This window comes from Pontibacter sp. CAU 1760 (genome assembly GCF_054482735.1).
In genome coordinates this window covers 369,240-383,276 of record NZ_JBTLRL010000003.1, presented here as the reverse complement: position 1 = coordinate 383,276, position 14,037 = coordinate 369,240, and the positions used below count along the sequence as shown (strand labels likewise).

Genomic DNA, 14,037 nt, shown 5'->3' with positions numbered 1-14,037 from the left:
TACTATGAAAACTTTAGGACTTGATATTGGCACCAATTCAATTGGTTGGGCTTTGGTGTATACTGCCGATAAAAAAGTGGCTGCTGCCGGTGCTCACATCTTTCAGGCTGGTGTAAACATTGACGGAGGTAAAGAAACCCCAAAAAATGCTGCACGACGCGAGTACAGGCAAAAACGCAGACAACTGGCCCGGCGCCGTTTTCGCAATAACCTGCTCCGAAAAGCCCTGCAACAGGTTGGCATGATGCCTGCAAAAACGGAGCAACCTGAATTCTGGCAAACCTGCCCCTACCAATTCCGAAGCAAAGGCTTGTCCGCAGAACTTACACTACATGAGTTTGGCCGTGCCATCTTTCACCTAAACCAGCGACGAGGCTTTAAAAGCAATCGAAAATCAGGCAATGCCGAAGTGGGGGCTATGCAGAAGGGCGGGAATGGTAAAACAGGCATTAACCAAACGGAGGAAGAATGGCAAAAGGGCGGCTTCAGGACTTTTGGAGAATACCTGGCCAGCCTCGACCCGCACGAACAAAGGCTCCGCAACCGCTATACGCTGCGGCAGTGGTACCAGCAGGAGTTCGACCTGCTGTGGCAGGAGCAGCAGCGCTACCACCCCACTGTGCTGACAGATGACCTGAAGCAGAAGTTAGGCAGCCCGGATGCTGGAATAGTCTTTTACCAGCGCCCCCTCAAATCTCAAAAGCACTTGGTTGGCAAGTGCACGCTTGAGCCAAAGAAAACGCGCATACCGCTTAGCCACCAGGCATTTGAGGAATTCAGGATGTGGCAGATACTGAACAACCTGGAGATCACCGGGCCCGACCGGCTAAAAGAACCACTGGATGACGAAGAAAAATCGAAACTGGTAGAACTGTTCTATACCAAAGAAAGCATTAAGGCCACCGACATCAGGAAAAAACTGAAGCTGACAGAAGACTATACCCTTAACTATGAAGACGAGACTTTCCGGGGCAATGAAACCAGTATTAAGCTAGGCAAATTATTTGGCAAGGATGTATGGCAGCAACTATCGGACTTAGATAAAACCTTACCCGAAAATGCAGCCGAGAAACAATTAGGCAAACTGGAGGTATGGCATACGCTCTTTTTTGCGGAGGACACCGACTGGCTGCAAAACTATGCGCAAGAGAAGTGGGACTTTACCGAAAAGCAACTACAGCAACTGCGCAAAACGCACCTCCGTGAAGGGTACGGTAGCCTTAGCCACAAGGCCATCCAAAAGATGCTCCCTCACTTGCGCCAGGGGTATAAATACGACGAGGCTGCCCGATTGGCAGGCTACCACCACAGCCAGATAAGTGACTACGACGAAAACCTGGAGAAGCTTGGCGCGCCCAAAAATCTCCGAAACCCCATTGTGCAGCAGGCACTTTACGAGCTGCGCACCCTCGTGAACCAGATCATTCAGGAACACGGAAAACCCGAGGTTGTACGGGTAGAGTTGTCCCGCGACATGAAAGTATCGGCTGATAAACGTGCTCAGATACGGGCGGAGCAACAGCGCAACCGGAGCCGCAACCAGGGAGCTTACGAATACCTGAAAAGCAAGGGCATTGGCAGGCCCAGTAAAGAGGCCATCAACAAGTATCATTTATGGAAAGAGTGCAACCAGATTTGCCCTTATACAGGCGCACAGATCAGCTTTACAGACCTGTTTGAGTATGGCAGGTTTGAGATAGAGCATATATTACCCTACAGCCGCACCCTCGACGACAGCCTTGCCAACAAAACGCTCTGTGAACGAGGATTTAACAATAACAAAGGCAACAAAACACCATTCGAGTGCCTGTCTGGTAATGCACTCGCCTACCAGCAGGTATTGGACCGTGTGCGGGGTTTCAGCATCCACAACTTCAGGCAGAAGGACAGTAAGCTAAAGAAGTTTATGCAGGAAAAACTGGATGAGGATTTTGCCCAGAAACAACTGAATGATACCCGCTACATCAGCCGCGAAGCACAGGCTTACTTAAAAAGCCTGGGGATAAAAGTGCAGGTAGCCACGGGCAATACCACTGCCCCGCTACGCCACTATTGGGGCCTTAACTCCATCCTGAACCAGCAAGGCAATTACAAGAGCCGCGACGACCATCGCCACCATGCCGTGGATGCGTTGGTGGTAGCCCTCACTACGCCTGCCATGCTGAACGAAATGAGCCGATGGAACAGCCTGGGCCGTGCCTTGCCACTGCACAACTACCCGATGCCCTGGGAAAGCTTTTACCGTGATGCCCGCTCCGCGATCGAGAATATACTGGTATCGCAGAAGCAAAGCAGCCGCACCATAAGTACCTGGAACAAAAAGGAGACAGACAAAAATGGCAACCAGACGGTGCAGCGGCATGTGTCGCCGCGTGGGCAACTGCACAAAGAAACCGTGTATGGCAAACGCCGCGACTTGTTGAATAACGAATTTTATGTGGTTCGCAAAAATTTGCAGGACCTGACACCCGCTATGGTGCATAAAATAGTAGACCCTGCAGTGCGGGAACTGGTAAAGGATCGCATCAGGAAACATGATGAAAACCCGGAAGGAAAGAAATTCACGATTCCTAAGACAGCTTTTACAGAGCCGCTGTACATGCCTAACATTAAGGGCAAAACCGGAAGACAGAACCCGATCAAAAAAGTGCGCATCAAGGAGAACTCAACGGGTATGGTACAGTTGAAGCAGGATATGAACCAATGGGTAGAGCCGGGCAACAACCACCATGTTGCAATCTATATAGATGAGGCCGGGCGAAAGTATGAGGAGGTAGTTACTTTTTATGAAGCAGTAGAGCGAAAAAAACAGGGTTTAACTGCGGTGCAGCCAGTGCATAAAGAGGGGCATCGCTTATATGCCACGCTACAGATAAATGATATGTTCCTGCTCGGGATACCTGAAGATAGCATAGACTGGAGCGCCGCTGACCTGCACGAACAACTCAAAGGCAATTTATACCGGGTTCAAAAGCTATCAGCATCTTATTATACTTTTAGAAAACATAACGCTGCTACTATAAACATACAAGATGAAGAATTTGCTATTAGAAGTATGAAAGGTTGGGAAGCTATAAATCCGATAAAGGTAAACATCTCAACAACTGGTAAATTTCTAAAGGTATAAGTTCATGTTGAAGCGAACCATTTACCTTGGCTCACAATTGGATTTGAACATCCGGTTGGAGCAACTTGTGATCGTGAACCGTGACAGCGGGGAACTAAACAATGTTCCTGTGGAGGACATCGGTATGTTGGTCATGGATCATCCGGAGTTGATCTATTCGCAAGCGGTCATCCAAAAGCTACTAGCAAACAATGTAGCAGTGGTTTATTGCGACGAAAAACACCACCCGAGTGGATTGCTCCTACCCTTATGCAGCCACTCGGTGCAAAATGAGCGCTTCCGGCAACAGCTTTCTGCTAAAAAGCCGTTGATAAAACAGCTCTGGCAGCAAACTGTGCAGGCAAAAATCAGAAACCAGGCACTGCTCCTTCACCAGTTGCAGCTACCTCACGAGCCGATGCTCCGGTTCTGGCGCGATGTGCGCAGCAACGACAGCACCAACCTGGAAGCTCGTGCTGCCCGCCATTACTGGAAGCACCTGTTCACACCCTTGCCTTTCCTGCGTGATCGCTTTGGGGATGCTCCTAACAATTTGTTGAATTATGGCTATGCGATATTAAGGGCAGGAGTTGCCAGGGCTTTGGTCAGTTCTGGTTTACTGCCAATACTTGGTATCCATCACCATAACCGCTACAACGCCTACTGCCTTGCCGATGATATCATGGAGCCTTATCGCCCTTTGGTAGACAGGGTAGTACAACAAATAACTTTAACTGAAGGGCCCCCGACAGCACTGACCAAAGTACACAAAGCAGCATTGCTGGAAGTGCTGGCACATGATGTCCGGCTGGATGGAAATAGGCGCCCGCTGCTGGTGGCCTTATCTCAAACCACTTCATCGCTGGCCGCTTGCTTTGCCGGTGACCGTGAGGATATTCTGTACCCTGAGTTATGCAAGAAAGACTAAGTGTCTATCGAAACATGTGGCTAATTGTATTTTTCGACCTCCCGACCTCGACCAAGCAAGACCGGTACGAATACACGCAGTTCCGGAAACGCCTGCAAAAAGACGGTTTTAGCATGATGCAGTACTCGGTATACATCCGGCATTGTGCAAGCCGAGAAAGTGCCGATGTGCATACCAGGCGTATCAGGCAGATGCTTCCACCAAAAGGCCAGATCAGCATTGCGCAGTTCACGGATAAGCAGTATGGGCGCATTATCAACTACTGGGGAACTGGCCGTAAAAAAGTAAGTGCCGCGCCCAAACAACTCGAAATGTTCTAAACAAAAAATCCTGCCGATGTGTCAGTAATCGGCAGGATTTTTTAATTAAAAGATAGCAACGTAGTAGAACAGGGTATAGCAAGAACTGTTTTTATCGCCAGTAAAAGCAATATAACCCATTAAATAACAATACATTAAACCATCCTCTAATGTATCTTTTAAATCTTTGAAATCAATCTACAACTATGGGCCGCGAACTCCCGCAACCATAAGCAATGTATCTTTTAAATCTTTGAAATCAATCTACAACTGCTCATTGGCCTGTATCATCCGGTTCAGGAATGTATCTTTTAAATCAATCTACAACTAGTTTCTTTCTCATCGCACACCCCCCTTCAATGTATCTTTTAAATCTTTGAAATCAATCTACAACTCCTGATGCAGATAAAAGCAGCTTAACTGCAATGTATCTTTGAAATCAATCTACAACTAGAAAGAGAAACGAAGTATTTACAGACTTAATGTATCTTTTAAATCTTTGAAATCAATCTACAACCTTCACCAGTTGATGGCTCTGATCTTGGGGAATGTATCTTTGAAATCAATCTACAACAAAAGCCAGTGCCACTGGGCCGGGTTCGTCAATGTATCTTTTAAATCTTTAAAATCAATCTACAACCACCGCTCCGACCTTGCGGATAGTGCCTGTAATGTATCTTTTAAATCTTTGAAATCAATCTACAACTTTGCCCTCGTGCCGGAAAAGGATTTCCTAAATGTATCTTTTAAATCTTTGAAATCAATCTACAACCCGACATAGCCAGGAATGTGCATCCGCTATAATGTATCTTTTAAATCTTTGAAATCAATCTACAACCACCTTGGAGTAATCGTTACCCACGTTCTTAATGTATCTTTTAAATCTTTGAAATCAATCTACAACAGCCCGGTGTGGCTATAGGAAGTAACAGTAAATGTATCTTTTAAATCTTTGAAATCAATCTCAGCAGGTCAAAGAGCGTAAGTTTAAACAAGTATAAATATTTTCTTTTTAAAATACAAGACCTTGTTCATCCACCTGAATCAATCCCATCTTATCTCCCCCATCCCTACCTCCCCCCTAAAAAGAAACTTGCCACCACCCACAGGTAAGGGGCAGCGGCAAGCATTCACTTTGGCTAAAAAGTAAATAAATTAACATTGCGGCTTGGGCTTACTTTACCTGCACCTGCGAGAGTTTAGAGAAGGGCTGCCCTTTATAGCTGCCCGACCACTCCAACTGCACCGCATTGCCTTTTTGCGGACTGGCATAGCCCAGTTCGCTCCAGGTTTTGGTCAGGTTCACTTTGCCGGCGGCATCCGTGGTAAAGTCGCCCAACGGTATACCGTTGCCAACAATTCGGAGGGCCAGATTCGCCACGGGCAGGGAGTCGATGCCGACAGTATGGTCCAGGATGCCGCTCTTGTCGAGTTGATACACCGTGGCGGTTACTTTCACGGTTTCGCTGGCCGCAAAGGATGTACCGGCAATAGTGATCAGGACAGGGGAAGCCACCCGGTCAACCACCATGGCGTCTTCTTTCTCGCAACCCGTCAGCAAAAAGCACATCGCAAAGAGTGCGGTCAGTAATTTTCTGGTATGCAGTAGGTTCATGTTCGTTGAGTTTTGAATTGTTATAAATGATTCAGGAATCCGGGGCTTACTCCGCCCACCATAGCGCGGCTTTTTTGTCGTCGGTGCCGCCGATCAGTGTAATACCGGCCTGCAGCTGCGTGGCGTTGAGCGAGTACTCTGTGGAAGGGTACTGCAGGCGCGTAGGCAACACGCCATCGTTCATGAACAAAGCACGCGCATCAGGCGCTGGCAGCACCGGGTAACCTGTCCTGCGGTATTCGGTCCAGGCCTCTATCCCCTGCCCAAACAAGGCGATCCATTTCTGTGTCAGGATGTTCTCTTTAGTGGCCGGGCCCGCCGCCGCCAGGTATCCGGCGGGCATGGCAAGGCCATATTGCCCGAACGAAGCAGCTATACCCTGCTCGTAATAGGCTTGCGCGTCGCCTGCAATGTCGCCATCCACGGCGGCCTCGGCCAGGGTAAATAGCAGTTCCGAGTAGGTCATGATGGGGCTTGGCGTGGTAGCCTGCGTAAAATAGGTGCCGAGTTTGGCACTGCTGGCAAGGTAGGTGGTGGCAATGGCATCGGGCAAACCGTTCGGAACGCCCACAAACTCGCCGTTCACGGCCTCTCCATACACAGCCAGGCGCGGGTCGTTATAGGCTTTCAGCTTGTCTACCAGTGTCTTGCTCAGGTTCCAGTCGGTGCGGCCGCCCTGTATCATCACCTCGTGCCATTCGTTGTTGCTCGGCCGCACGCTGGAGTGCTTCAGCACGGCATAGTCGGTGTTGCTGCCAAAAACCGGGTAGGTAGCCGGGTCGCTCAGGATCTCCTGCATAATGGCCCGCGACTCGCCCGGTTTCCTGGCTGCCTGGCGGTTGGCCAGTTTCAGGCGCAGCGAGTTGGCAAACTTTTTCCAGCGCAGGATGTCACCGCCGAACAGGATGTCGCCGCTCACCTTCGGGCCGCCCACCACCAGTTTTTCGTTAGCCAGTTTCAGGTCGGCGAGCAAGCCCGCATACACCGCCTCCTGCGAGTCGTACCTGGGGGTATAAATGGGCGCAGCAGCCGTGCCTTTCAGTGCCTCGGAGTATGGGATCGGGCCATACATATCCGTCAGCAGCGAGAACACCCACGAGCGCATCACCAGCCCAACGCCCTCATAGTTGGTGTTGGGCCTGGCTCCTTCTGGCGCCGACTGGATAATGATCCGCTGAAAATTCAACAGGGCGTCGTTGTAAAAGCCTTTCCAGTTGTTCACGTAGTAGGCCGGGCTCATGTTGTAGTTGTCCCCTTCATCGGAGTAGATGTTGCGGGCCAGGTACTGCACCCACAGCATGCCCCCATCCAGGTTCAGGCGCTCAAAGCGGTTGCGGTGGCCCCAGTAGCGGTCCACGCTCGACTCGATGCCGGCCGGCAGCAGCACCGACGCGTTTACTGCCGTGGGCTGGTTGGGACTGATGTTCATTTGCTCGAAGTCTTCGGTACAGGCGACTGCGCCTGCCACCCCTGCCGCCACGCAAAGCGCCTTCAAAATTCTCTTGGTGTATAGCTTCATATCGATTATCCTTTTAAGAAATTATGAAAGATGATTGCCTAGAATCTGATATCCAGGTTCACGCCCAGGCTGCGGCTGTTAGGCAACTGCCCATAGGTAAAGCCCTGCGCGTTGCCGCCCTGCGAGTCTACCTCCGGGTCGATGTGCAGGTTATTTTTGAAGAGGATCGCCAGGTTGCGGCCCACAAACGCTATCCGTGCCGACTGCGCCCTGATCCTGCCGGTCAGGAAAGCCGGAATCTCATACCCCAGGCTTACCTCGCGCAGCTTCACGTAGCTGGCGTCAATCACCGCCGACTCATGGTAAGTGCGGGGGTTGTTGTAGCTGTAGAAAAGCTTGGCATCCACAATCACGTCGTTTGGCACGTAAACAGGCGCTTCTTCAGAGCCAATGTTCTTCACGCCTTTGCCGATTACGCCTTCCTCACGGCCCACGGCTGTCTCGGCATACTGGCCGGTCCAGCGGGCAGTGCCGGTACCCTCGTCAAAAATATCCCCGCCTTTGCGCACGTCTATCAGGGCGCTCAGCGTGATGCCTTTGTAAGTGAAGGAGTTCGACAGACCGCCGATCCAGTCTGGCTGAATGTTGCCCAGCACCTGCTGCCCCGTTGCCACCTGCGGCCGCCCGTCTTTGTATACCACCTGTCCGTCTGGTGAGCGCTTGAAGGCGGTGCCATAGAAGGTGCCGTAGGCCTGGCCTACCCGCGCCTCCGACGACATGCCCCGGGTAGCATGCAGGGTATAGGTGGTCAGGCCCTCCGCCAATTCCACCACTCTGCTGCGGTTGCGGGCATAGTTCACAGCCACATCCCACTGCAAGCCGTTGGCCAGCTGCAGCGGCGTACCGCTCAGCATTACTTCCACCCCTTTGTTAACTACCTCGCCCGCATTCAGGAAACGCCGGTTGTAGCCGCTGGCTTTGGATATCTCCACGCCCAAGATCTGGTCTTTGGTGCTCTGCTCGTAATACGTCGCGTCTACACCTACCCGGCCACCCAGAAAGCGCATGTCAATACCAAACTCCGTACCCGTGGTTATCTCGGGCTTCAGGTTGCTGTTGTTGATGTCGGTGCTCTCGCTGAACTCGGGCAGGGTGCCGTCCCAGGGTGTGCGGGCGTCATACAGCTGGTAGAGTTGGTATGGGTCGGCATCGTTGCCCACCTGCGCCCAGCTGCCTCTCACCTTGGCAAACGAAAGCACATTGCTGCTGATCGGCAGCAGGTCAGTAACTACGGCGCTCAACGACACCGACGGGTAGAAAAACGAGTTGCTGGAGGTTGGCAGCGTGCTGGACCAGTCGTTGCGGCCTGTTACGTCCAGGAACAGGGCATCGCGGAAACTGAACTGGGCTGCACCGAACAAGCTCTGCATCGTAAACTCCTCTATGGCGCTCAGGTTCGTATTCGGCACAGCATTGTTGTTCAGGGTATAAAGTCCGTCAATCACCAGCTGTGCCACGGCTGCGTAGTTGCGCTTGTAGTAATTTTTGCGCACTACCCCACCAGCCTGCGCGTTAAAGGACAGATCGCTGTTCAGGTCCTGTTTATAAGACAGTATGGCATCGTGGTTCGTCTCCTGGTTGTGGAGCACCTCCTCACTGTAGGCCCCAAATAACTGGTTGCCGTTGGAAGTACGCTCCCAGCCATTCACGTTGATGCGGGTATCCGTCCACAGGTCTGTTCCGCTACGCATCATCAGGCTCAGGTTGTCGGCAAAGTCGTAGCTCAGGGAGGCGTTGCCGCGCAGGCGGTCCTTGTTATTGCCGTTCGGCAGGGCATCCTGCAGAAAGAAAGGGTTCGTGAAGTACGTGTGCTGCCAGTTTGGCGGCAGGTTGTCGCCTGTTTTCTGGATGTGCGCGTCTGCATATTCCTGCCAGTTCTTCAGCTTTTCCCACGACACATGCCGGTGCGACCAGATAAACTGCTGCCCTGACTGGTAGGAGCGGTTATCCGACTCCGACTGTATATATTCCCCGCTCACCACGGCCTTCAGTTTTGGTGTCAGGTTGTAGGCGGAGTTCAGGCTGATGTTGTTTCGCCTGAAGTCGTTGTTATACATGATGCCAGTCTGGTCGAGGCGGCCCACCGACAAGCGAAAGCTGCCTTTGTCGGTGCCCCCCGAGAGCGCCACCGAGTTGAAGAAGGTTTTGCCCGTCTCCCAGAACTCATCCCAGTTGTCGGGTTGCGGGGTGAGCGGTGCCACCTCGGTGCCCGACCACCACTGGCGCACCAAGCGTCCGTCCAGGGGGGCACCCCAGCTTTCGTCGGTTCCAGCCGTGCCGTTAAGCGGGGCATTCGGGCCATAGGCTGCACGGTACTGCTCTATCTCCAGCGGATCTGTGATGGCACCACTGCGGCCATTGCTATACCAGGTGCGGTAACCGTTTCCGCCGCCGTAGATGTTCTGGAAATCGGGCTCCACTAGCGGACGCTCAAAGGTGGTGCTGGTACTTACCTCAACTCCGATGCCTTTTGTTTTCGACCCGTTTTTGGTTGTGATCAGGATCACCCCGTTCGCTGCCCGCGAGCCATAGAGCGCCGCTGCGTTAGGCCCTTTCAGGATAGACATGGAGGCGATGTTGTCGGGGTTGACCTCTGAGATGCCGCCGCCATACCGGTTGTTGCTGGCCTGCTGGATGGGTACCCCGTCGATCACGACGAGCGGCTGGTTGTTGCGGCTCACTGAGCCCATCCCCCGGATCACGATGTTGGAGCTGCTGCCCGGCCCGCCGTTGCTGCTAACCTGCACGCCCGCTACTCGGCCCGACAGGTTGTTCACCACGTTCGACGTCTTCACTTCGGCCAACGACTCGCCACTCACTTCCTGCATGGTATAGCCCAGCGCCTTTTTCTCACGCTCTATACCAAAGGCCGTGACCACTACCTCTGACAGTTGCCTGGAATCGGGCGCCATCACCACATTGATAACCGCCTTGTTACCGATCGGGATTTCCTGCTGCAGCATTCCGATGAAGGTGAAAAGCAGCGCACCACTCTCCGACGGCAAAGCCAGGCTATACCCGCCCTCTATACCGGTGACAGTTCCTTTGGTGGTGCCTTTCAGCACGACGCTTACGCCGGGGAGCGGCGAGCCGTCTTCCTGTGAGGTAACTGTTCCGGAAACCATTCTGCTTTGAGCCATCGCATAGCTGCTATGCAAGAGCCAAATAACCATTACTGTTAGTAAAGATTTGTTCATATATGGTAAAATTTAAAGTGGAAATGCTAGAAAAGGGTATAGCCGCAGTACCTCAAAAGCGCTATTCAAAAAAGCACGCTATATAAATTATGCAACTTTGTGATTGCTTCGACTGCTAGAAATGCTGTATCAATATTAGAAGGAAGAATTCACAAAAGCAAATTATTTTTAAAATATTGTTAACAAATGCAATATATTATTTAAAATAATTAAATGTATTAAGGGTTTTGTTGCTATATCATTATCAATTTACCATTTCACTTAAAAGCAACCACTTACTTTTACTGTATTTAAGGTAATTAATTAGTCACCCCCATAATTTTACAGGGTATATTTTAAAATATTATGTATATATTTAACATACCCCTATTTTTTTTAGGTATAATCTTAGAGTTTTACATAAATTTTAATTAGAATTGATAAAATTTCCAGTTTAACCATTGTCTCACCTCTTAATTAATGCGGCATGAAACCAGAAGCATCAAAAATTAAAACTATCCTATTTTCACCTGTTTACAGATTTGTATCATCTAAACTATGTGTCATTGCCACTGTATTGTCTTTAGCAGTAGCTGCTCAAAGTCATGGACAGCATGTGTCAGCCGCGTTCACGCTGGAGGATTACAAGAAACTAGCGGCTGTTGACCTAGGCAATCCAGAGCAGGACACCTATATGAAGTTTGACAATACCTATGTGCTGGACCGCGAAGCGAAGCCTTACGTCTTTAACTACAGCGACGGGGTGGAGCGTAAAATATACCTGTACAAGATTATGAAAGGTGCAGACCGGACAGAAGTAGGCACCCTGGCGCTGTACAGTACACCTAAAAGCGGTAAATTGATTAAAGTATGCGTGCCGGGGGCCAATGCCGATAAGAAAGCCTGGGACTTTTACATAGATGAGCTAAAGTATAATGGCGAAAAAGAGCAGGGATTCTTGTCCACACTGGCCTTTGCACTCTCAAGAGAATACGCCCATGCGCACGCAAACGCAGGCAAAACCACGCCAGTAGCCAAAGATGCCGGCGATTATGACTTCTGCTTTCCGGAGGGTGCCTTGGTGGAGTTAGCCAATGGAACAACTAAACCTATCGAGAGAGTAGCTGCCGGCGATGAAGTCATGGCCATCAACCGCCTGACCCTGCAGGCAGAGCCTACCACCGTAACGGCATTTCGAGCGCATTTTAAGGGGGAGGGCTTTGCGCTCACCCAGCTGGTGCTACTGCCTACTGAGGAAATTTTCGCTGCTGCCACGGCTTGGACTCCGGCAGCCCCCTTAACGCTGACAGCCACAGCAAATCACCCCATCCTGACTGCGGAGGGCCAAAAAGAAATGGGTGCTGTCCAGATCGGCGATGTGCTGTATCATTACGACCATGGCCGCCAGGCCTTCAGGCAGTACCGCGTTGCAGCCAAAGTTGCCCAGGAAAAGGAATTAACCAAGCGGGTATATAACCTGGAGACAAAGACCGGCAATTACCTCATTAACGGCACCGTAGTGCTGGACAAGTAAAACACACGCAGAAACCTCACCCTAACATAGTACCAGAGGCCCGGACACAACGCGTGTTCGGGCCATTTGGGTTTTGGTGTATCGCACGTTTATACCCTCCTATCTCCCTCCAGCGCTTAACTTGTGGGTAAAACCCCTATAACTAAGCATACTACTTGGTAAGCTTTCGTGGTGGGGCCCCCTAATGATAATCTCCAACTGGGGTGCTACAAAACGCGCTCCGTCAGTTACACCGGCGCACTGCTTTATCTCCAGTTCCCAGTTCGCTCAAACCAGCGGTAGAGTATTAGGCCACTCCCACCGCTAATTGAGCTTTTCTTTACTGTATACCTGCCTTGCTTATTCTGCCTGATTACCTGTATACCTTCACAACCATACTCTGATAGTATAACGGTATCTTAAAATAAGGAAAATACATCCTGTGTTACAGAGTGAGTAAATACTGACCTCCAAGACTATTATATTAGAGAGATCAGGACATGAGAAAGCCCTTTCCAATTGAAATGGAAAGGGCTTTGCAAGGATTCCCAAAATAATAAAACAAACAATATCACCTGGCCGGGTCAATAGCTTCGCACACCGGCCTTAATTAAGACAGCTGCTTAAAAGCGTCTGCAAACAACTTCATATCATCCATGGTGCCCATGCTCACGCGGCACCACTGCTGGTCGTAGAATTCCCAGGAGCGCACGCCTACCCCGCGCTTCAGCATCTCCTCCGTGAATTTCTTGCCGCTCATTTTCAGCGGGAACATCACAAAGTTGGCATGCGACGGCAGGTAGGTATAGCCCTCTTTTTTCAGCACGCTGTACGTATAATCGCGTGCTTCCTTGTTCTTCTGGATACAGGACTTCGCAAACGCCTTGTCCTGGAGGCTGGCCAACGCAGCGCTGGCAGACGTAGCGCTCAGGTTAAAGCCCCCATTGGTATACTTGCCCAGTTCCTGCACCACCTCAGGCAGCGCGATCACATACCCCACCCGCAGCCCCGCAAAGCCATGCACCTTGGAGAAAGTGCGGGCCACGATCACGTTCTGCCCTTTTCGTACGCAGTCCACCATCGACTGGCTCTTAGGGTCTTCTACATAATCAATGTAGGCTTCGTCCACGAAAATGGGCTTCTGCCTAGCCACTGCCTCACAGAAGGAGCGCAGCTTGTTGGCAGGCGTAAGGGTGGCGGTAGGGTTGTTGGGATTTACAATGTATACCAGGCTGACATCGTCGTTTACCTTCTGCTGCATGGCGTCCAGGTCGTGGGCAAAGTCTTTGGTAAGCGGCACTTTCTCCCATTTGGCCCCCACCTCCATCGCCGACCGGATCAGGGAGGCGTATGTGGGGTCTGCAGACAGAATCGTGCCCCCATTGGCGGAGTAGCGCAGGGCGGCAGCCAGCAGCAAATCACTGGAACCAGCACCCAGGAGCACATTTTCCTCTGCTACGCCCTCTTCTTTGGCGATGGCTGCCCGCAAAGCCATGATACGCTCCCGCGGATAACGACAGCTTTCGTCGATTGCCTCACGCAGGGCTACTTTAGCTTTCTCAGAGGGCCCGAAGGGGTTTTCGTTCGAGGTGAGCCGAGCTTGCATGCGTGGCAGGTCAGCCATGATTTTGCGCATGTCGGCTTTTGGAGGAATCAGCATGGAGGTACGCTTTGCAGCCTTTGCCGTTTGCGGGAAGTTAGCCAAATAAAGGCCAGCTGTTATCAGCGCACTAGACCTGATCCAATTTCTTCTGTTCATTTCTGTTGCCATGTTTGTAAAGCTTAAAGTGTATGAATTGATTTTGAATGTGAGAAATCATCTAAAGCATAAAGACAGCTAAAGCCACTGCAGCAGCAATGCCCCGTCAAAAGTGTTAACCC

The 14,037-nt window shown here is 51.1% G+C and carries 8 protein-coding genes; 4 read left to right on the top strand and 4 right to left on the bottom strand.

Features of this window, described 5'->3' with window-relative positions; translation table 11 throughout:
• The first annotated feature begins 4 nt into the window (after positions 1-4).
• Genes cas9 through cas2 form a run of 3 tightly spaced genes read left to right on the top strand, consistent with a single transcriptional unit; the run spans position 5 to position 4,354 of the window.
• The gene (gene cas9, locus ACXYMU_RS06280; RefSeq protein WP_458985509.1) at positions 5-3,127 is read left to right on the top strand and encodes a type II CRISPR RNA-guided endonuclease Cas9; all 3,123 of its coding nucleotides are present in this window, start codon (positions 5-7) and stop codon (positions 3,125-3,127) included.
• Positions 3,128-3,131: 4 nt separating this feature from the next.
• The gene (gene cas1 / locus ACXYMU_RS06275; RefSeq protein ID WP_458985508.1) at positions 3,132-4,034 is read left to right on the top strand and encodes a type II CRISPR-associated endonuclease Cas1; all 903 of its coding nucleotides are present in this window, start codon (positions 3,132-3,134) and stop codon (positions 4,032-4,034) included.
• Between the two features lie 14 nt (positions 4,035-4,048).
• On the top strand, positions 4,049-4,354 hold the full coding sequence (gene cas2 / locus ACXYMU_RS06270) for a CRISPR-associated endonuclease Cas2 (protein WP_458985507.1): 306 nt from the start codon (positions 4,049-4,051) through the stop codon (positions 4,352-4,354).
• 1,153 nt (positions 4,355-5,507) lie between these two features.
• On the opposite strand, the gene ACXYMU_RS06265 is transcribed toward cas2, so the two are convergent.
• Genes ACXYMU_RS06265 through ACXYMU_RS06255 form a run of 3 tightly spaced genes read right to left on the bottom strand, consistent with a single transcriptional unit; the run spans position 5,508 to position 10,664 of the window.
• On the bottom strand, positions 5,508-5,948 hold the full coding sequence (locus ACXYMU_RS06265) for a hypothetical protein (protein ID WP_458985506.1): 441 nt from the start codon (positions 5,946-5,948) through the stop codon (positions 5,508-5,510).
• Between the two features lie 46 nt (positions 5,949-5,994).
• Positions 5,995-7,467 (bottom strand): SusD/RagB family nutrient-binding outer membrane lipoprotein, encoded by a 1,473-nt coding sequence (locus ACXYMU_RS06260; protein ID WP_458985505.1) that lies wholly within the window; start codon positions 7,465-7,467, stop codon positions 5,995-5,997.
• Between the two features lie 38 nt (positions 7,468-7,505).
• The gene (locus tag ACXYMU_RS06255) at positions 7,506-10,664 is read right to left on the bottom strand and encodes a SusC/RagA family TonB-linked outer membrane protein (protein ID WP_458985504.1); all 3,159 of its coding nucleotides are present in this window, start codon (positions 10,662-10,664) and stop codon (positions 7,506-7,508) included.
• Positions 10,665-11,259: 595 nt separating this feature from the next.
• Between ACXYMU_RS06255 and ACXYMU_RS06250 the strand changes: the two genes are divergently transcribed.
• A complete protein-coding gene (locus ACXYMU_RS06250; protein WP_458985503.1) occupies positions 11,260-12,177 on the top strand; it encodes a Hint domain-containing protein in 918 nt (305 codons plus the stop codon).
• 589 nt (positions 12,178-12,766) lie between these two features.
• On the opposite strand, the gene ACXYMU_RS06245 is transcribed toward ACXYMU_RS06250, so the two are convergent.
• A complete protein-coding gene (locus ACXYMU_RS06245) occupies positions 12,767-13,927 on the bottom strand; it encodes a pyridoxal phosphate-dependent aminotransferase (protein ID WP_458985502.1) in 1,161 nt (386 codons plus the stop codon).
• Positions 13,928-14,037: the final 110 nt, after the last annotated feature.

What these genes read in the sequence shown, in the direction of transcription:
- cas9 (WP_458985509.1), top strand. Translation starts at nt 5, where the DNA reads ATGAAAACTTTAGGACTTGATATTGGCACCAATTCAATTGGTTGGGCT.
- cas1 (WP_458985508.1), top strand. Translation starts at nt 3,132, where the DNA reads ATGTTGAAGCGAACCATTTACCTTGGCTCACAATTGGATTTGAACATC.
- cas2 (WP_458985507.1), top strand. Translation starts at nt 4,049, where the DNA reads ATGTGGCTAATTGTATTTTTCGACCTCCCGACCTCGACCAAGCAAGAC.
- ACXYMU_RS06265 (WP_458985506.1), bottom strand. Translation starts at nt 5,948, where the DNA reads ATGAACCTACTGCATACCAGAAAATTACTGACCGCACTCTTTGCGATG.
- ACXYMU_RS06260 (WP_458985505.1), bottom strand. Translation starts at nt 7,467, where the DNA reads ATGAAGCTATACACCAAGAGAATTTTGAAGGCGCTTTGCGTGGCGGCA.
- ACXYMU_RS06255 (WP_458985504.1), bottom strand. Translation starts at nt 10,664, where the DNA reads ATGAACAAATCTTTACTAACAGTAATGGTTATTTGGCTCTTGCATAGC.
- ACXYMU_RS06245 (WP_458985502.1), bottom strand. Translation starts at nt 13,927, where the DNA reads ATGGCAACAGAAATGAACAGAAGAAATTGGATCAGGTCTAGTGCGCTG.